Here is a 17,477-nt window from a genome sequence, read left to right as displayed (position 1 = left end):
TATCTCGATATTTTTTTAAGTCACTCCTTGTAAATAGTGTTGTATCATCGCTATTTACTAATGAAATCATTAAGTTTGACTGCTTTACCTCGTCTGATATCTGTTCTGGTTATTTTCCCGATAACTATGGGGAGTGCCTCTGGAGGTAACCCATAACCTGGCCGGATCCGTCGGATGTGTTCCGGTTTTATGGTGGTGCCAGCTGGAATGTCGGTAACAAAATACAAAGAACGACGAAATCTCAGGTTTGCCTGTTCAGCCTGGTTGTCACCACTTTCTCCTGACCCCAACGCTTGCCAGCAGAGTTTTGCCTGGCTGCAGAGCTCTTTAAGTTCACGTGGTTCAAGTGAGAACTCTGCATCCGGGCCGCCATCAGCGCGAGCCAAGGTCAGGTGTTTCTCGATGGCCACAGCGCCCAGCGCTATTGCCAGCTGAGCGGCAGTATTCCCCAGCGTGTGATCAGAGAGACCAACGGGTACTGAAAATGTCTCTGCCAAGCGGGTAATCCGCTTGAGATTGATATCGGCAAGAGGGGTTGGGTAGCCACTGACACAATGAAGCAGCAGGATCTGTGGGCAACCATTTTCACGCAAAATGGTCAGGGCCTTGGCAATTTCCATTTCAGTCGACATTCCGGAAGAGATAATGACCGGCTTTCCTTGCTGAGCTATGTAGCTGAGCAGGGGAAGGTCGGTAATTTCGAATGAGGCAATTTTGTATGCGGGGGTACCCAGCTCTTCCAAAAAATCAACAGCACTCTCGTCGAACGGAGTGGAGAAAATGGTCAATCCGCGTGACTTGGCTCGTTCAAAAAGAGGCTGGTGCCATTCCCAGGGGGTATGGGCCAGGGTATAGAGATCGTAAAGGGTATGGCCATCCCATAAACCGCCCTGAATATGAAAATCCGGTAGATCACAGTCGATTGTCATGGTGTCAGCGGTATAGGTTTGCAGCTTGATGGCATCAGCTCCCGCATCGGCAGCCGCATCTACCAGCGCCAGTGCCCTCTCCAGCTGGCCATTATGGTTGCCGGAGAGTTCAGCAATGATGTAGGGCGGGCTATTTGGGCCTATCTCGCGGCCATTAATAGTGAACTGAGGCATGAAACGTCTCCTTGGGAGAAAAATGAAACCAGTTCTGTGAGCTACTGCTCCGATATCCAACTGACTGGAAAAGCGCCAGAGATCCCTGGTTTTCAGGGCTGATATAGGCGTGAAAAGTGAACCACGGGAAAAGCTGGTGCAACAGATTAAGGGCCCGTTTGCCATGGCCTTGCTGATGTTGAGCGGGGTCAACGTAGATAGATACTTCGTTATACCCTGCCGGTTTACAAGCTTCATCCAGCCTCACGACGGCGCAAGGACCAGAGGCTGACATAACCTTGAACAGCCAGCGCTGAGGGTTCTGCAAAGCTCTGTGTAGCCAGATTTTATGCTCACCAAGGGGAGGACAATCGGGATTTCGGCTATAGCGGCGAGTTACCGCATCCTGTTGCCACTGCCACATCCACTCTGCGTCTTCTTCTGTGATTGGCTGCAGCCAGTATGTGTGCTGCTGCGATGTGAGCTTCTGCAGCAGATGCTGTGCTCCCGTGCCATCACACAGTGCTGCGCTATTTTTGCCGAGTTGCTGCAAGGTCTCTTGATTGGGCCAGTGAACTAACAGCTGTTGTAGCAGTTGCTCATCATCCAGCATTCTCAGATCGCCAAGCCATATCACTGCACTTGCCTGCGCCAGCCGTCCGGCATTTTCCAGTTGGTTGTCGGCAAGAGTGAACAGCAGTGTAGGCAGAGCCAAGGTAGCGCGCTCCCAGCAACTGGTTCCGCCAGCACCGATGGCGAGATCGGCCTGCAGCATCAATTCAGCCATATTGTTTGTATCTAGGTGCAATTTGACGTGATGGCGACTCTTTGCCATGACCTCTTTGAGCGCATCGATATGAGGGGCTTTGCTTGCCAATACCAGATCAATTTCCAATGCAGGCATGGGCAGTTGATCGATCTGGGGCAGAATGCGGGACAGGTGATTGTCACTGTCCATGGCACCCAGGGAGAGCAACAGCCGTTTGATCCTGCTATGTGAAGCTCTTCTGGCCAGCGCGGCAGGCCGTAGTTTGGCAAACTCTGGTCGCAGTGGCGCATAACTAGGGCCCAGCAGCGGCACTTCTGCAAACAGGCTCTCGCCATAGTCGGCAGCTTGCCGGTATGGTGTCATATCAAGCAAGCGGGTTGCTTCATGAGGTCTATCAGCCAGATCGTCGATAACCAGTTGTTGGGGGAAGAGGGCAGCCAGCGGCTGCTCCCAACGGCGATCCAGCTGATAGTGATCCACAATCAACCAGTCACTGCCCCCCCACCCCATGATGGCGCGATAGAGCGAGCGCCAGTCAGGTTGTGCGGGAAGCAGCGTCAGACCATGTTGGCGAGCAATGACCTGAGCGCCATCAAAGCCGGGCAAATCGGCACAGAAGAAGTGGCACTCATCACCTCGGCTGGCGGCAAGATCGGCGATGCTAAGGCACCGCATGAGATGGCCGGCTCCTATTGTCGTACTGGCATCACATCGGAACAGCAACCGCATCAGCGTACCCGGAATACGGGCTGAATGGGTTCGCCATCAAGCGCACTTGCCAGTGTCAGATCTCTATCGTGGCGAATGAGTACTGGCAGTATGTCGCGATAGGCGGCCAGCAAAACGGCCACATCCTGTTCGCTGTGGGCCAGATTCATATTGTGGCTGCCAAGGGTGAGGATCCCCCGCTTGCACAACTCCTGGATCAGATAGCTCTTGAGAAGCCAAGTTGAGTGGTTTACTGAATCCGCAACCAGAAGAAAGCTCCAGCTCGGGTGTCCGGCGGTTTGCAGCCAGGCTGGTGCATCGATCTCTTTTAGCAAGCTATCGAGCCCATCCAGTACCTGCAGTCCCCGCTCTGCGAGCCTCTTTGGTACATCCAGTCGCCGCATCTTTTTGATGACGGCGTTGGCGGCGGCGAGGGCAATTACATCCCCGCCGAAGGTGCCGGAGAAGAAGATATCTTCCATCCGTTTCATATATTGGCGGCGGCCGACAACGGCAGAAATAGGGAAACCGTTGGCCATGCCTTTGCCAAATGCCGCGAGGTCCGGTGTTACACCAAAGAGGCTCTGAGCCCCGCCCAAGTGGTAGCGAAAGCCGGTAATGGTCTCATCAAAGATGAGTAGCGCGCCGTGGGCATTGCAGAGTTGGCGCAGACCAGGCAGAAAATCCGGGTTTGGCCAGGTTACATTCATCGGTTCCAGAATGACGGCGGCAAACTCGCCCGGGTGAGCGTCCAGCAGACGCTGCAGCGAGGCAAGATCGTTGTAGTCAAATCTGTGCGTCAGCTCTCTCACGCATTCGGGGACCCCCAAATGGCGGGTGGTCGAGCCTATATACCAGTCTTGCCAGCCATGATAGCCACAAACGGCTACCCGCTCGCGGCCTGTGACCGCACGGGAGAGCCTGATACAGGCTGAGGTGGCATCAGTCCCGTTTTTGCCAAAGCGAACCATTTCGGCGCAGGGGATGAGCTCAATGAGCTGTTCCGCGACCTCGGTTTCCAGCCGGTGGGGAAGGGAGAAGATCGAGCCAAGATTGAGTTGCTCCATTACCGCTTCATTCACATCCGGATCGCAATATCCAAGACTGATGGCCAGTAGGCCGCTGGCGAAATCAAGATACTCGTTGCCATCTACATCCCAAACATGTGCACCTTTGCCGCGCTCGATAAAGAGTGGGGCGGCGCCATAGGGAAAACAGAGACGGCTTTTGGAGAAGGTTTGGGAGCCAAGAGGAATGCTCTGTTCCGCCCGAACAGAGAGAGCCAGTGAATGTTGATAACGTGAGGTCATATGTGATTCTCCTTGGCTAGCGAATTAGCCAATCCTTCGTTGCGTTGGTGCCGGGTATTCAGTGTTGCCAGCTCCGGCTGTTGCGCCAGCAGGTCGAGGATATCGTCGGTCGTAAAGGTTGGGTTGACAGGATAGAGAGCCTGATAAATGCGCTCCACCAGCTCAAAATCGGCAGGCTCATCGACAGTCCAGCGCAGGTGGGCCAGCGAAGGCGAGCGCTGCAGTTCGCCGATGGAAAACTGCTCGGGATGACAGCGAACGTAATAGGTGACATGTTCCCGCTCGGTCTGCGTGGTGGCTTTTTCCTGCAAGGTTGCCAGAGTCGCTCCACTCATGATCTCGGCATCCAGCCCATCCGGATAACTGGGACTGCCGCAGTTGCTGCTGTAGTCGAACTTGCCCGAGAGATGGAGGGCTATCAGCTCGTCTATTACCATTGGGTCAGCCAGTGGGCAGTCACCGGTGAGACGCACAACATGGGTCGGACTGTAGGGGTGGGCCGCCAGATAGAAACGCAGCAGCACATCGTCAAGAGGGCCGCAGAAACAGGGGATATTCAACCTCTCGCATAGCTCGGCAATGGCACGGTCTTCTGGCTTATCGCTGGTGGCAACCAGCAGCTTGTCCAGCAGCTTGCTCTGTTGCAGCCGTTCAATCTGCCTTGCCAGCATGGGTTCGCCCAGCAGTTCTTTCAGAACCTTGTTGGGCAGGCGTGAAGAACTGGTTCTGGCCTGCAGAATACCTAGGATCATTGTGTTCTCCAGAGTCCGGGGTTGATAAGTTCCTGTTCCATAGACGCCAGATGGGCGATATCGGCCTCGTAGCACTCGTGCCGCGCTTGACTGGCCGCAACGATAGCGGCCAGCTCTTGGGCATGACAAACACCGACAACAAAGCGGCTTACCTGTGGTAGGGCCGTCATGATGGAGAGGGCTCTGCCAAGCGGGGCCATTGAGGGATGCCACTGGTCAAACCGTTCAAGTGCGGTAGCGAAACGCTGAAAATAGTCAGGTCGCTGTGCTGGCTGCATCAACAACAGTCCCTGCAAAAAGAGCGAGCGAACATGGATTTCACAACCCATATCTACCAGTTTGTCGAGCCATCCAGTGCGTAAAAAGCGTTGATCGAGCAGATTGGCAGGTAATTGCACCAGTTCCAGAGGATATCCAGCTGCGCTCCAGGCATCGAGCTCCTCCGGGGAGTAGACGGAGATCCCGAGTTTTCCGATCGAGCCCTGTTGCTGCAAATCGGTGAGCAACTCGAACATGGCAGGTGAGGCATCCTGGCTGCGGTGCAGCAGCAAGCCATCGAGCCGCTTTCGCCCCAGCAAATGTAAACTGTTGTTGACTGCGGCCTTAACATCGGACAGCGGTAGCCCAGGCGCCAGTTTGTCGATGATCGTGAAGCCGGTGATATCTCTTTGTCCCAGCCTCTGCTCGGCATTGCCATAGGCTTGCGCAGCATCCAGAGTATCGATACCTGCATGACGAGCTAATGCAATGATCTCGTCGAGTTCCTCATCACAGACTTGTCCGTCGTGATTGCTGATCCCGTAATCCAGACCGAATTGCACCGTGCCCAGAGCTAGTCGCATAGTGCCTGCTCCAGCGCATCTACGACCTGTTGCTGCTCTGAGTGTGTCAGAGCCGGGAACAGCGGAAGGGAGATTGCACCCTGATAGTAGGCTTGCGTGCCCGGATATGCAGCTGGATCATGTCCCAGACCACGGTAGTAGGGCTGGGCTGGGATAGGAATATAGTGAACGTTGGCGCCAATACCGGCAGCACGCAGCCGGGCAAATACCTGATCGCGTTTAGCTACTTGGATGACATAGAGGTGATAACCACTCTGGCGGTTATCACTCTGTTGCAATGGCTGGACCGACAGGGGGGATAATAGCGCGTCATATCGCCTGGCAAGTTCACGTCGCTGGGCAATGAACTGATCAAGACGGTTCAACTGACTAAGCCCGAGTGCAGCCTGAATGTCGGTCAGACGATAATTGAAGCCAAGAAGTTGCTGTTCGTAATACCACTCTCCGGGGGAGGGCATGAGCAGCGCTTTCGGATCACGAGTGATTCCGTGGCTGCGATAGAGTCGCAATTTGGCTGCCAGCTTCTGATCCCGAGTGGTGACGGCACCTCCCTCTGCGGTCGTAATCGGTTTGACCGGATGAAAGCTGAATACCGTCATATCGCTGTGAAGGCAACTACCGATAGGTGACCCCTTATAGTGGGCACCCAGTGCATGGCAGGCATCCTCGATCAGAACGATTCCGTACTGGCGACAGAGCGCACCGATCTCTTCGAGATCGCAAGGCTGCCCGGCCAGATGCACCGCAATCAGGGCTTTGGGCTGGGTGTGGGTGAGCACTGCTTGCTGTAGTTTCTTATCCAGTGCTACTACATCGATATTACCGGTAGCAGGTTCAACGTCGACAAAGTCAACGTTGGCATTGCAGTAGCGAACACAGTTCGCCGAGGCCACAAAACTGACCGCGGAAACCCAAACGGTATCTCTGGCGCCAAGCTCTAGTACGGCGCAGGCTAGATGAAGTGCCGTGGTACCGTTACTGCAAGCCACTACGTGTGGCACTTGGCAATAATCGGCGAGTCCTTGCTCGAAGGCTGGAACGGCTTGGCCTTGGGTCAGATATTCAGATTTCAGTACGGCAACGACTGCCTCAATATCGGCATCGCTGATCGATTGGCGGCCATAAGGGATCATTCGGACAACACCTGCTGGTTCATGCTCTGTAGTTCAGCTATCGACAGAAAGTGCTGATTATTTAGAGAATTGTATTCAAAACTCGGAGTAACCAGCGTGGCTGTTTCGCCCAGAGCATTAATGCTGAAATCATTGTTGCGGCTATTGAAGCTGATACTGGGAGCAATCACGTAGTAGTCGTTGAACTCATAGGTATGGAAAGAGTCGTCTGCCGGACACATTACCTCGTGGAGCTTCTCCCCGGGACGAATACCGATAATCTCCTGCTTGAGCGACGGGGCCATAGCAGCAGCAAGATCGATGATCCTGACCGACGGTATTTTAGGTACGAACAACTCTCCGCCACGCATGCGCTTGAAATTGTTCAATACAAAATCCACCCCTTGCTGCAGGGTCAGCCAGAAACGGGTCATCTCTGGATGGGTGATGGGAAGCGTATTGGCACCGCTCTTGATCAGATTGTCGAAGAAGGGAACTACCGAGCCCCGTGAACCGACGACGTTGCCATAACGCACGACCGAGAAGATGGTTGGATTCTTGCCAGCCATATTGTTGGCGGCGACAAAGAGCTTGTCAGAACAGAGTTTGGTGGCGCCGTAAAGGTTGATCGGGTTGGCCGCTTTGTCGGTCGAGAGCGCGATAACCTTCTGGACACCATTGTTAAGTGCAGCCTTGATGACGTTCTCGGCCCCCCCAACGTTGGTCTTGATGCACTCCATCGGGTTGTATTCAGCGGCCGGTACTTGTTTGAGCGCTGCTGCATGTACCACGAAATCGACATCGCGCATCGCCATATCAAGGCGTTCTCCATCGCGCACATCGCCGATAAAGTAACGCATGCAGGGGTCATTGAAACGCTGCTGCATTTCAAATTGCTTGAGTTCATCACGGGAGTAGACGATCAGTCGTGCAGGCTGGTAACGGGAGAGCACGGTTGCAATAAACTTTTTGCCAAATGACCCGGTGCCACCGGTAACCAGAATTGTTTTTCCATTGAACATGATGGTGCCCCATGATGAGGTTGGTATTTGAAAAATTCTAAAGCACTTTCTGTGCCATTTGCAGACGCTGATTGGTTGATGTGATCTGAATGGCTCTTTTGGGGTTAATTGTCACCACGTTTGGTGTTAGCGTTTGCGAGCGTGCGGCATATATCTTCCACCGCATTGAGGGCTCTTGGGGTGAATCGGTGCAGCTCATCGGAGTTGACCAGCATCAGTCGGTGATGTTTCACCGCATCAAGGTTTGGCCACTGCTGCCAGTGATGCAGGGCGTCAGGATCTTGACTCCCGGCCAGGATCAGCGCTGGGTTTGCCCTGATGACCTGTTCAATATTCACCTGTGGGTAGGGTGTTCTGGCATTACTCATGACGTTGATTCCGCCACAGAGCTCGATGGCCTGAGCGGGCCAGGCATTGCCGCTCACACTGGTGAGGGGGGGATACCAGAGCTGGTAGAACACCTTGACGTCGGTTGGCCTACCATAGCGCTGTTGCAGGGAATGCAGGCGTGCCAGATAGCGATCGGCGGCTTCGTTGGCGCTCTTTTCCACCCCCAGCAATTTGCCCAGCGCCCGCATCTCGGCAGCCAGCGAGGCAAAATCGGTAGGCTCAGAGTAGAAAACCGGGATACCCAGCTGCTCCAACGGGGCCAGCATCCGTGATTGAGCCGAGCGCCAGCCGAGAATGAGATCCGGCTTTTGCGCCAGCACTGCCTCGACGTTGATGCTGCGATAATTCGCCACCTTTGGCTTGGTTTTGACCTCGGGGGGATAGTCTGAGGCATCGTCGATGGCCACCAGTTTGTCGCCGGCACCGATGTCATAAAGCAACTCGGTCAGGTGGGGAACAACGCTCACCACCCGGGTCGGCGTGGCGGCCAGCAGAGCACCGGGCAACCAGGCCAGCAGCACGCAGGGCAGCCAGACAGGCAAGCGCAACACTCTATCCATGAAATAACCCCGCTACCGTGACAACCAGCGCCAGTATCAACCAGCCCCAGCCGCACCCTTGCAGAATGTTGAGCACCTTGCGCGGTGTCTCGCTATCTGGCTCAGCACCAGTGCCGATGACGGGCCAGCGCTGGAGAGCCCCTTGATAGTAGCGAGGGCCACCAAGGCGGATCCGGCACTTGTCTACCAGCAGAGTGAGCAGCAGCCCCATGGCGGGATGGGGCCAGAGCGCGCCACTTCGCAGCAGCTGTGCTGCCTGTTTGAGACGGCTTGCCAGCAGTGGCAGTCCCAGCAGCAAAATGACGGAGGCATAGAGCCCCTGATAGAGGGCGCTGGCGGCGCGACCAAAGTGGTCGAAGGCGGGATCTTTGCGACTCCAGCTCAGGTTCATCAGCTGCACCAGCCGCCAGAGCAGGGCGCCCTGTACGCCGGCCAGAGCATATCCCAGCAGTGGGCCAGCCCATTGGCCTACCAGACGCAGGGCGCAGCTCTCCGTCACCGCTTTGGCGAGCCCCATGGCTGAGAGTTTGCCGGTCTCCCGTTTGATCCAGGGGGCAGACTGCAATTTTGCCAGCGGCAGGGTCTCCTGGGTGGCGAGCGAGCGGGTGGCATGGGCGAGTTCGCGCAGTGGACGGGATTCGAGCATCAGCAGCAGGAACAGCAGGTCGAAGATCGGCTCGCTCAGGGCCAGATTGCGCAGCGACCAGAGCCCGGCGGCGCAGGGGAGCCAGACTACCAGCATTGCCAGCAGGCCGGCCTGCATTTGCTGGCCGGGTGAACCATCGGGTCTGTGTACCTTGTGCCCCAGCCGGGTCAGCAGGGGCGTGACGGCCGAAAGACGCAGATGGGATGGCCACGGGATCACCGCCTCCAGCAGGGCAGCACCTACCAGAATGGCAGCCGTCGTCGAAAGGAGGGCGTCGGCCATCAAATCAAGCGAGCCGGTCTCGATCACAGCTTGCCGAGCATCTTGATGATCACTTCAGCGGAGTGCTTGCCGGCCACTTCGATGAAGGCATCGAAGGATTCAACCTGTTCCTTGCCGGCGATATCGGACATGGCGCGCACCACCAGATAGGGCACTTTGAACATGTGGCATACTTGGCCGATGGCGGCACCTTCCATCTCGACCGCCAGCATCTGCGGGAAGTCGGCGCGAGCCTTGGCGATAGCGTCCGGTTTGCACATGAACTGATCGCCGGTACAGATAAGACCGACCTTGGTCTGGTGCTTGCCCTGCTCGGCGATGCAATCCTGAGCGACCGCGATGAGCTTCTCGTCGCAGGGGAAGGCGGCAGGTTGCTGCGCCATCTGGCCCATCTCGTAACCAAAGGCGGTTACATCCACATCGTGGAAACGCATCTCGCTGGCGATCACCACATCACCGATGTGCAGATCCTGGGCAAAGCCGCCCGCAGAGCCGGTATTGATGACGCAGTCGGGAGCGAATTTTTCCAGCAGCAGGCTGGTGGCCACGCTGGCGGCGACCTTACCGATACCGGAGCGGGTCAGGATCACCTCTTTGCCTGCCAGCATCCCTTGATAGAACTCGCAGCCGCCCAGTTGCAGGGTGGTGGGGTTGCTCATCTGGCTGCGCAGCAGGGCTACTTCTTGCTCCATGGCGCCGATAATACCTACTTTCATTGCTGACCTCGTCTTGATAGCCGTGTGGCTGAATTTAAGTTGCTGTAGATCATAACAAAAGATGTCGTCGGCGCCGAGAGGCACAAGCGAAAGGAGAGATGAAGTGCGGCGCTCCATATGGGAGCGCCGCAGGTGACAAAAAGCATTGATGAGGAGGGGAGAGGGCCTTTAGCCGAGCGCGGTATCGAGGGTCATCATCAGGGCAAAGCCTGCCATCAGACCGAGGGTGGCATAGGTCTGGTGACCGTTGCGGTGGGTCTCCGGGATCACCTCGTGCGAGACCACAAACAGCATGGCGCCGGCGGCGAGCCCAAGTCCGATGGGGTAGGCGATGGCAAGACCGCTGGAGAGCCCGACCCCGAGCAGGGCGCCAACCGGTTCGAGCAGGCCGCTGGCGATGGCAACCAGCACGGCGACAGAGGGGCGAAAACCGGCAGCGCACATGGCCAGCGCTACCGCCAATCCTTCCGGAATATCCTGCAGTGCGATGGCAGTGGTAAGCGGCAGCCCCACCGACATATCCCCCTGCGAGAAGCTCACCCCGATGGCCATCCCCTCCGGCAGGTTGTGCAGGGCGATGGCAAAGACGAACAGCCAGACCCGGGAGCAGCTCTCGTGGCCGGGGCCGCAGGGGCCGGTTTTGTCATGCTCGTGCGGGGTAAACTGATCCAGTCCCAGCATCAACAGCACCCCGAGGGTCATGCCGACCACCACCACGGCGGCGGCGCTAAAGCCGTTGCCGGTAATCCCCTCGGCGGCCTCCAGCCCCGGCAGCAGCAGGGAGAAGGCACTGGCCGCCAGCATCATACCGGCGGCAAAGCCCAGCATGGTGTCCTCAACCTTTTGCGGTACCGAGCGCAGAAACAGGGCGGGCAGGGCGCCGATGGCGGTGGCGGCAAACCCGGCGGCACCACCGATGAGGCCGTAGCGCACGCCGCTGGTCACCTCGCCGGTAGCGAGCATGATGAGACTCTGCAACAGCAGCAGCAAGACGGCAGCCAGCGCGATAAAGAGACCGAGGGCGGTAAGTGGCCGCGCCTGCAGTTGTTCACGCAGCTGGGCAGACCAGGTTGAAGCGGGCAGATACGAGCTGTTATCCATAAACAGGGCCTCTTGTTACAGCAAATGGTTACAACGAAGGGGGATGGCGCTCCGCCATCGGATTATGTTGGTCATTACAACGAGTTGATGGCCCCTTGTCCATGCCACTGCCTCGATTGCATTTATCGGTTAACTATTTGAAATGATTTGGTCGCTATAAATATTTTGTGATGAATGTCGGGTTGTGAAGGAAATCAGCTTGCATTCATTTGGTGAAATCTGGTGAAGGATTAGGCGATATTGTGATAGAGTGCGCGCCTCGCGAAATCGTCCTTCCCCCGCTTTCGCAACCTTCCATCTCCCGTCAGGAATGGCCGGGATCAGCTCATACGGATGTGATCGCTACTGTTTACCTGCTTGTCAGCAGTTGAGGATCAACAGCCAATCATGTTTTACAAGAATCTTTCCATCGGCAAAAAGATTGCCGTGGTTTTTGCGGTCATTGCCGCAGTCAACGTTGTCTTCGGTGTTTTTCTCTCCAATGAATTGCGCGGCGTGCGCGATCGGGTGCTGAATTTTACCGACTCCACTTTGCCGAGTGTGCTCTCGGTCGAAACCCTGCTCTACGACGTCTCTTATGTACGTCGGGCCCAGTTTGCCCTGCTGATGGTGGATGATGCCGCCGACCTGCAGGCCCGTCGTGGCCGCATTCAGGAGAATATTCGCAAGGTTGACGAGGCATTTCGTGCCTACGAGGCGACCGTAGGGGCCGACAACGAGCGCCAGGTGTTTAACCAGGCCAAACAACAGTGGCTCACTTATCAACGTTCGGTAAACGAGTTTGATATGCTGCTGGTGCAGGGTCAGCATGATCAGGCCAAAACCCAGCTGTTTGCTTCCAACCCGCTCTTCGGGGCGCTGGAGCAGGCGGTCAACTCGCTGATCCAGGTGAACCTCGGTTTCGTCAAAGAGAACCGTGGCAGCCTGCTTGGCAGCGTCAGCATGGTGACCACCTTCGCCATGGTGAGCATCGGTGCCCTGCTGGTGTTCATGGTGGTGATGACCTGGTTCCTGACTCGCCAGATCTGCCTGCCGCTGCAAGCCGTGGTGGCTCAGGCCAATGCCATTGCTGCCGGCGATCTGACCCATCAGCTGGAGCGTCAGCATATCGGCCGCGACGAGCTGGGCATGCTGGCCAAAGCCTCTCTCAAGATGCAGGACAACTTGCGCGGTCTGATCGAAGAGGTGGTGGCTGCGGTCACCCAGCTTGGCACTGCCATCGATGAGGTGAGCGCCGTCTCCGAGCAGTCCGCCAAGGGCATTCAGAGCCAGCAGCAGGAGATCTCGCTGGTGGCGACCGCGATGACCCAGATGAAGGCCACTGTGGCCGATGTGGCTGGCAATACCGAAACTGCCTCCAGCTCTGCCAGCTCTGCCAATGCGCTGGCCCGCAGCGGCAATCAGGATGTACAGCGCTCGCTGGTGGCCATCACCCGGGTTGCCGAGGAGATCGAGCAGGCCGGTACGCTGGTGACCGAGCTGGAGCGTGAATCAGCCCAGATCAACGTCGTTGTGGATGTGATCCGCGGCATCGCCGAGCAGACCAATCTGCTGGCCCTCAATGCGGCCATCGAAGCTGCCCGTGCCGGCGAGCAAGGCCGTGGCTTTGCCGTGGTGGCCGACGAGGTGCGCACCCTGGCGGGTCGTACCCAGGCCTCGACCGGCGAGATCGTGGCCATCATCGAAACCCTGCAGGCGCGTGCCAATCAGGCCAAAGAGGTGACTGGCCAGAGCTGCGAGATGATCCGCCAGTGTGTGGATCAGAGCGAGCAGACCAGCAACGGCATCCAGCAGATTGAAGAGGCGGTCGCCCAGATTGCCGACATGGCGATCCAGATTGCCAGCGCCTGCGGCGAGCAGGATGCGGTATCCGACGAGCTGGGCCGCAACGTCGAGCGGATCAACGAGTCCGCCAACGAGGTGGCTCTGGGCGCCGATCATACTGCCCGTGCCTGTCTGGAGCTGAGCCAGCTGGCGGTGGGTCTGAAGCAGACCATTGGTCGCTTCCGCCTCGCCTGATAAAGGGGCTGGCGTACGCCGGCCTCTTCATTCATAAAAGTCGGGCGCTTTGCATGCCCTCACGACACCCGGCCATGTGCCGGGTGTTTTTTTATCTGGCGATGGGTACGAGGCCTGATGGTTGGGGTTCTTCGCAAGAGGATGAAGCTCAGGACAAACAGGAGGCTGGGTGCTTATCTCGGCCTATGTGCGGTGATATTCAAGAAGGTTGGTTAAGGCGTATTTGCTAACGAGAGAAGGGCGACGAACTGTTTTGGGGATGGGGTGAGTTGCGGGGGAGGAGAGCATAAGTTGTGTGCTGCAGTGACCCTGTCAGGGTATATCGCAGCAATAAAAAAACCGGCTTGCGCCGGTTTTTTTATCTGTCTGCTCGAAGGCTGGCTTATTTGGCCAGAGACTCCGGCAGCTCTTCGCGGATCTTGCCCAGCATCTCTTTCAGGACGCGCGGGTTGGCAACCACGATGTTGCCGGAGTTTTCGTAGTTGTGGCCACCAACGAAGTCGGTGACGATGGCGCCGGCTTCTTTTGCCAGCAGCTCACCGGCAGCGGTGTCCCAGGGCTTCAGGCCGATTTCCCAGAAACCGTCGACACGACCGGCAGCCACGTAGGCCAGATCCAGTGCGGCAGAGCCGGAGCGACGGATGTCGGCACATTCGATGAACATGCTCTGGAACATCTTGAGGTAAGGCTCGATGTGATGCTTCTGCTTGAACGGGAAACCGGTCGCCAGCACGGTGCCAGCCAGCTCTTTCGCCTTGCCGACACGAATGCGGTAGCCGTTCAGCTGGGCGCCGCTACCACGGGTAGCAGTGAACAGCTCGTCACGGATCGGATCGTAAACAACGGCTTGTTCAGTCTTGCCCTTGACGCGCAGGGCGATGGAGACGGCAAAGTGCGGAATGCCTTTGACCAGGTTGGTCGTGCCATCCAGTGGGTCAATGATCCATTGGTAGTCCGGATTGGTACCGGCAATCTCACCAGACTCTTCAGCGACGATGCTGTGTTCTGGGTAAGATTTTTTGATGGTGTGAATGATGGCCGCTTCGGCTTCACGGTCAACGTTGGTCACGAAGTCATTGCTGCCTTTTTGGATAGCCTCAATGTTCTCGGGCTGGGAGAAGGCTTTTACTACAACTTGACCGGCGTTGCGCGCAGCGCGCACGGCGATATTCAGCATCGGATGCATAGGTTCACCACTGGATGTTAAAGAACGGGGGATAAAAGGACGCGGTATGATACCAGTATTTTGTGCGATGGCAACTGTTATCCCTCTACGACCAATTGATTGCGACTGCCAGATCTGACGGCTCCAATATAGCCCTGATCTGCGCTAGTCTTATGGCAGCAGCCGGATACTGGCTGCCATGAGCATAGGGATATGAGCCATGAATTTGTCATTAGTGAGTCAAAACGTGTCAGGCGCCAGTGAAGGTCTGCTGGCCATTTTGCGGTCATCACCCGAGTATGGTGACCATTTTGCCCACATCAGCGTGACGCCACTGACCGAGTGGCAACCGGCCAAGGCCGAAGCGGCGATCCTGCTGATCGATGGCGATACCCCCTGGCAGGATGCCGGGTTTATCCGTGGCGAAGACGATGCCATCGGATTGCCGGTACTGCCGCTGTTGATCCGAAAGGGGGACAAGGATCTCACCATCTGCGGCCCCGATGTGCGTGACCCCCGTTTCTACTTTGTCTCCAACGGCATCGTGCTGGAGGAGTCAGAGCTGGCAGACCCCTCGTGTAGCCGGGTGCTGCTGCGCAAGCTGGAATCCTACTTCCCGCTGCTCTCTCGTCTTATCCTGCTGCGTCAGCGTAAGTCGGCCGTCGTCTTGAACTGATTTCCCCGGCAAGCTATGCAAGCGGCGCACGATCTGTCATCACTGGCAGATAGTGCGCCGTACTCTTTATGGTAAAACCATATCTGGTGAAATCGCGGGCATCAGGATGTTCCGTTTTTCGTGTGATCAAATCAGCAAGGAAGGAGTGAAGGATGATCGACTTTTATACCGCCGCAACCCCCAATGGCTTCAAGGTGGCCATTGCACTGGAAGAGCTGGGATTGCCCTATCGGGTTATTCCTCTCGATCTCTCGGCACTGGATCAGAAGAAGCCGGAATTTTTGGCCATCAACCCCAACGGCCGCATTCCGGCCATCGTCGATCGGGATAATGACGATTTTGCCGTATTCGAGTCTGGCGCCATCCTTATCTATCTGGCGGAGAAAACGGGCAAATTGTTGCCGGCGGACCCCAAACGCCGCTCTCAGGCCATTCAGTGGTTGATGTTCCAGATGGGCGGGGTAGGGCCCATGATGGGGCAGGCCAACGTCTTCTACCGCTACTTCCCCGAGAAGATCCCCGCCGCCATCGAACGCTACCAGAAGGAGGGGCGCCGCCTGTTTGAGGTGCTCGACAGCCATCTGGCTCATCACGAATATCTGGCGGACGAGTACAGCATCGCCGATATCGCCACCTGGCCCTGGGTGCGGATTTATGACTGGAGCGGCATCTCCATCGAGGGGTTACCCCATCTGCAAGCCTGGATGGATCGGATGGCCGAGAAGCCTGCCTGCCAGAAGGGGATCACCATACCGCCGCGCAAAGAGCAGCCGGATGAGCTGATCAAGCAGGCACAACAGATGGTAACACGTTGATTTTGAACCGCAGACGGGGCGTATTGCCCCGTAATATTAGAAAAACTAAGGCAAGCCGATTATAAAGATTCGTTCGTTTTCTGTGAGCTGAATCACTATGATGCCCCCATACCACCAAGCGTCCTGTGCGGTGGTCTGGCGGGCTCCCCGCCTACTGTTTCCAACACTGTTTTTGATTGCATCACAGCCTCTGTGATCAGATTCCTCTGGGCCATTTTGTGCCAGAGGGCGGCAGCATTTTTTCGATTTTTTGGGACTGATATGGATCGGCACAGTTTTTATCCGTTGTTTTTACTGACCATTCTGATGGTCGCTGTGGGCCAGATGACCCAGACCCTCTATGTCCCCTCCATTCCCATGATGGCGGGGGACTTCAATGTGGCCTCGGGCCAGCTGCAGGCGGTGATGGCTTGCTACCTGATCCCCTATGGCCTCTCCCAGTTTGTCTACGGGCCGCTGTCGGATCGCATCGGTCGTCGTCCGGTGCTGATCGTCGGTATGATGGTGTTTCTGGTTGGCACCCTGATCATTCAGGTCATCCCCCATTTTGCCGCCTTGCTGGTGGGCAGCTTTATTCAAGGATTGGGTACCGGTGCCGGTGGCGCCATGAGCCGTACCGTGATGCGCGATCGCTACAACGGTGCCGAGCTCAACCGCGCCAACAGTCTGGTCAGCATGGGGGTGATCTTCTCCCCGCTGCTGGCACCGGTGCTGGGCGGCTGGCTGACCGAGCTGTTCAACTGGCGTGCCGGTTACTGGTTCCTGTTCGGTTTTGGTGCCGTAGCAACCCTGGCGATCATGGCCTGGTTTGGTGAGACGCTGCCTGCTGCTGCCCGTCAGCCACTGCGCGTCGGTGCTGCCTATCGCCATGTACTGGGCAACCCCAAGTTTCAGGGCAACCTGCTCTGCCTGATGGCGACCTTTGCGGGACTGGCGGTATTTGAAGCGGCGGCCGGTGTGCTGCTGGGCGATGTGCTGAAACTGAGCGCCCGTACCGTGAGCGTGCTGTTCGTGCTGCCGCTGCCCGGCTATCTGTTCGGTGCCTGGCTCTCTGCCAAGCTGAGCTTCCGTTTGACTCAGGGCAAACTGATGCGCCTTGGCATCGCCTTTCTGGCGCTCGGCTCCCTCATCATTCTGGTGCCGGGGCTGTTTGGGGTGGTGAGTGCCGCCTCGCTGGTCGGTGGTGCGGCTGTCTACTTCATCGGTAGCGGTATTCTCTACCCGACCGCCACCTCCTGTGCCATCGAGCCCTTCCCGGGTCAGGCCGGCACCGCGGGTGCCATTCTCGGCGGGATGCAGAATCTGGGGGCTGGAGTGGTGACCCTGCTGGCGGCCGGTTTCCCGATGACCGGTCAGGTGACGCTGGGGGCCATCATGACCCTGATGGTGCTGATCGTGGCGCTGAGTTTTGTCTGGCTGCGTCACCACGGCTCGCCGCACGAGCAGATGGCGATTTGATGCCCGCGCTTGCTCTCTGAAAGCCCGCCTTCTGGCGGGCTTTTTCTTTGCC

At 57.1% G+C, this 17,477-nt stretch carries 16 protein-coding genes; 4 read left to right on the top strand and 12 right to left on the bottom strand.

The window, feature by feature from the left end:
• Positions 1-50: 50 nt before the first annotated feature.
• The 11 genes from pseI to AAHA41_RS05710 all read right to left on the bottom strand — a co-directional run bounded on the left by pseI (position 51) and on the right by AAHA41_RS05710 (position 11,292).
• Positions 51-1,103 (bottom strand): pseudaminic acid synthase, encoded by a 1,053-nt coding sequence (pseI, locus tag AAHA41_RS05760; RefSeq protein ID WP_323070227.1) that lies wholly within the window; start codon positions 1,101-1,103, stop codon positions 51-53.
• On the bottom strand, positions 1,084-2,580 hold the full coding sequence (pseG, locus tag AAHA41_RS05755) for a UDP-2,4-diacetamido-2,4,6-trideoxy-beta-L-altropyranose hydrolase (protein WP_323070229.1): 1,497 nt from the start codon (positions 2,578-2,580) through the stop codon (positions 1,084-1,086). The genes pseI and pseG overlap by 20 nt, the downstream gene beginning before the upstream one ends.
• Positions 2,580-3,869, bottom strand: coding sequence for an aminotransferase class III-fold pyridoxal phosphate-dependent enzyme (locus tag AAHA41_RS05750; RefSeq protein ID WP_208736519.1), 1,290 nt, complete (start codon positions 3,867-3,869; stop codon positions 2,580-2,582). Before AAHA41_RS05750 ends, pseG begins: the two co-directional genes overlap by 1 nt.
• Positions 3,866-4,621 (bottom strand): glycosyltransferase family protein, encoded by a 756-nt coding sequence (locus AAHA41_RS05745; protein ID WP_208736518.1) that lies wholly within the window; start codon positions 4,619-4,621, stop codon positions 3,866-3,868. The genes AAHA41_RS05750 and AAHA41_RS05745 overlap by 4 nt, the downstream gene beginning before the upstream one ends.
• Entirely contained in the window at positions 4,618-5,463 is an 846-nt protein-coding gene (locus AAHA41_RS05740; RefSeq protein ID WP_323070233.1) for an aldo/keto reductase, read from the bottom strand. The genes AAHA41_RS05745 and AAHA41_RS05740 overlap by 4 nt, the downstream gene beginning before the upstream one ends.
• Positions 5,454-6,596: a UDP-4-amino-4,6-dideoxy-N-acetyl-beta-L-altrosamine transaminase gene (gene pseC, locus AAHA41_RS05735; RefSeq protein WP_323070235.1), complete on the bottom strand. Its 1,143-nt coding sequence runs from the start codon at positions 6,594-6,596 to the stop codon at positions 5,454-5,456. The genes AAHA41_RS05740 and pseC overlap by 10 nt, the downstream gene beginning before the upstream one ends.
• Positions 6,593-7,597 carry a UDP-N-acetylglucosamine 4,6-dehydratase (inverting) gene (gene pseB, locus AAHA41_RS05730; protein WP_323070236.1) on the bottom strand — a complete coding sequence of 335 codons (1,005 nt, stop codon included), beginning with the start codon at positions 7,595-7,597 and terminating at the stop codon, positions 6,593-6,595. Before pseB ends, pseC begins: the two co-directional genes overlap by 4 nt.
• 104 nt (positions 7,598-7,701) lie before the next feature.
• Complete coding sequence (locus AAHA41_RS05725; RefSeq protein ID WP_323070237.1) at positions 7,702-8,547, bottom strand: cobalamin-binding protein; 846 nt, start codon at positions 8,545-8,547, stop codon at positions 7,702-7,704.
• Entirely contained in the window at positions 8,540-9,502 is a 963-nt protein-coding gene (locus AAHA41_RS05720; RefSeq protein WP_323070239.1) for a cobalamin biosynthesis protein, read from the bottom strand. The genes AAHA41_RS05725 and AAHA41_RS05720 overlap by 8 nt, the downstream gene beginning before the upstream one ends.
• Entirely contained in the window at positions 9,499-10,191 is a 693-nt protein-coding gene (gene mtnN, locus AAHA41_RS05715) for a 5'-methylthioadenosine/S-adenosylhomocysteine nucleosidase (protein ID WP_040067225.1), read from the bottom strand. The genes AAHA41_RS05720 and mtnN overlap by 4 nt, the downstream gene beginning before the upstream one ends.
• 168 nt (positions 10,192-10,359) lie before the next feature.
• Complete coding sequence (locus AAHA41_RS05710; protein WP_019446013.1) at positions 10,360-11,292, bottom strand: ZIP family metal transporter; 933 nt, start codon at positions 11,290-11,292, stop codon at positions 10,360-10,362.
• Between the two features lie 387 nt (positions 11,293-11,679).
• On the opposite strand from AAHA41_RS05710, the gene AAHA41_RS05705 reads away from it, so the two are divergent.
• Positions 11,680-13,311, top strand: coding sequence for a methyl-accepting chemotaxis protein (locus tag AAHA41_RS05705; RefSeq protein WP_323070241.1), 1,632 nt, complete (start codon positions 11,680-11,682; stop codon positions 13,309-13,311).
• 382 nt (positions 13,312-13,693) lie between these two features.
• Here AAHA41_RS05705 and suhB read toward each other — a convergent pair whose 3' ends face one another.
• Entirely contained in the window at positions 13,694-14,497 is an 804-nt protein-coding gene (suhB, locus tag AAHA41_RS05700) for an inositol-1-monophosphatase (RefSeq protein ID WP_021230872.1), read from the bottom strand.
• A 199-nt stretch (positions 14,498-14,696) separates the two neighbouring features.
• Between suhB and AAHA41_RS05695 the strand changes: the two genes are divergently transcribed.
• From AAHA41_RS05695 to emrD, 3 genes are all read left to right on the top strand, one after another.
• Positions 14,697-15,152, top strand: a complete 456-nt coding sequence (locus AAHA41_RS05695; RefSeq protein ID WP_042030005.1) for a hypothetical protein — start codon at positions 14,697-14,699, stop codon at positions 15,150-15,152.
• 152 nt (positions 15,153-15,304) lie between these two features.
• Positions 15,305-15,967: a glutathione S-transferase N-terminal domain-containing protein gene (locus tag AAHA41_RS05690; protein WP_043819510.1), complete on the top strand. Its 663-nt coding sequence runs from the start codon at positions 15,305-15,307 to the stop codon at positions 15,965-15,967.
• Between the two features lie 261 nt (positions 15,968-16,228).
• Positions 16,229-17,425 (top strand): multidrug efflux MFS transporter EmrD, encoded by a 1,197-nt coding sequence (gene emrD / locus AAHA41_RS05685; protein WP_005333920.1) that lies wholly within the window; start codon positions 16,229-16,231, stop codon positions 17,423-17,425.
• Positions 17,426-17,477 lie beyond the last annotated feature (52 nt).

This window comes from Aeromonas sp. SER, from assembly GCF_038739615.1.
In the GTDB taxonomy this organism is placed as follows: Bacteria; Pseudomonadota; Gammaproteobacteria; order Enterobacterales; family Aeromonadaceae; genus Aeromonas; species Aeromonas jandaei.
Note: the sequence above shows the minus strand (reverse complement) of the source record. Positions and strands in the feature narration are given on the sequence as shown.

Bases quoted from the DNA above. Each gene is read 5' to 3' on its own strand.
- AAHA41_RS05695 (WP_042030005.1), top strand. From the start codon at position 14,697: ATGAATTTGTCATTAGTGAGTCAAAACGTGTCAGGCGCCAGTGAAGGT.
- AAHA41_RS05745 (WP_208736518.1), bottom strand. From the start codon at position 4,621: ATGATCCTAGGTATTCTGCAGGCCAGAACCAGTTCTTCACGCCTGCCC.
- pseC (WP_323070235.1), bottom strand. From the start codon at position 6,596: ATGATCCCTTATGGCCGCCAATCGATCAGCGATGCCGATATTGAGGCA.
- emrD (WP_005333920.1), top strand. From the start codon at position 16,229: ATGGATCGGCACAGTTTTTATCCGTTGTTTTTACTGACCATTCTGATG.
- suhB (WP_021230872.1), bottom strand. From the start codon at position 14,497: ATGCATCCGATGCTGAATATCGCCGTGCGCGCTGCGCGCAACGCCGGT.
- AAHA41_RS05690 (WP_043819510.1), top strand. From the start codon at position 15,305: ATGATCGACTTTTATACCGCCGCAACCCCCAATGGCTTCAAGGTGGCC.
- AAHA41_RS05725 (WP_323070237.1), bottom strand. From the start codon at position 8,547: ATGGATAGAGTGTTGCGCTTGCCTGTCTGGCTGCCCTGCGTGCTGCTG.
- AAHA41_RS05740 (WP_323070233.1), bottom strand. From the start codon at position 5,463: ATGCGACTAGCTCTGGGCACGGTGCAATTCGGTCTGGATTACGGGATC.
- mtnN (WP_040067225.1), bottom strand. From the start codon at position 10,191: ATGAAAGTAGGTATTATCGGCGCCATGGAGCAAGAAGTAGCCCTGCTG.
- pseI (WP_323070227.1), bottom strand. From the start codon at position 1,103: ATGCCTCAGTTCACTATTAATGGCCGCGAGATAGGCCCAAATAGCCCG.
- pseG (WP_323070229.1), bottom strand. From the start codon at position 2,580: ATGCGGTTGCTGTTCCGATGTGATGCCAGTACGACAATAGGAGCCGGC.
- AAHA41_RS05750 (WP_208736519.1), bottom strand. From the start codon at position 3,869: ATGACCTCACGTTATCAACATTCACTGGCTCTCTCTGTTCGGGCGGAA.
- AAHA41_RS05710 (WP_019446013.1), bottom strand. From the start codon at position 11,292: ATGGATAACAGCTCGTATCTGCCCGCTTCAACCTGGTCTGCCCAGCTG.
- pseB (WP_323070236.1), bottom strand. From the start codon at position 7,597: ATGTTCAATGGAAAAACAATTCTGGTTACCGGTGGCACCGGGTCATTT.
- AAHA41_RS05705 (WP_323070241.1), top strand. From the start codon at position 11,680: ATGTTTTACAAGAATCTTTCCATCGGCAAAAAGATTGCCGTGGTTTTT.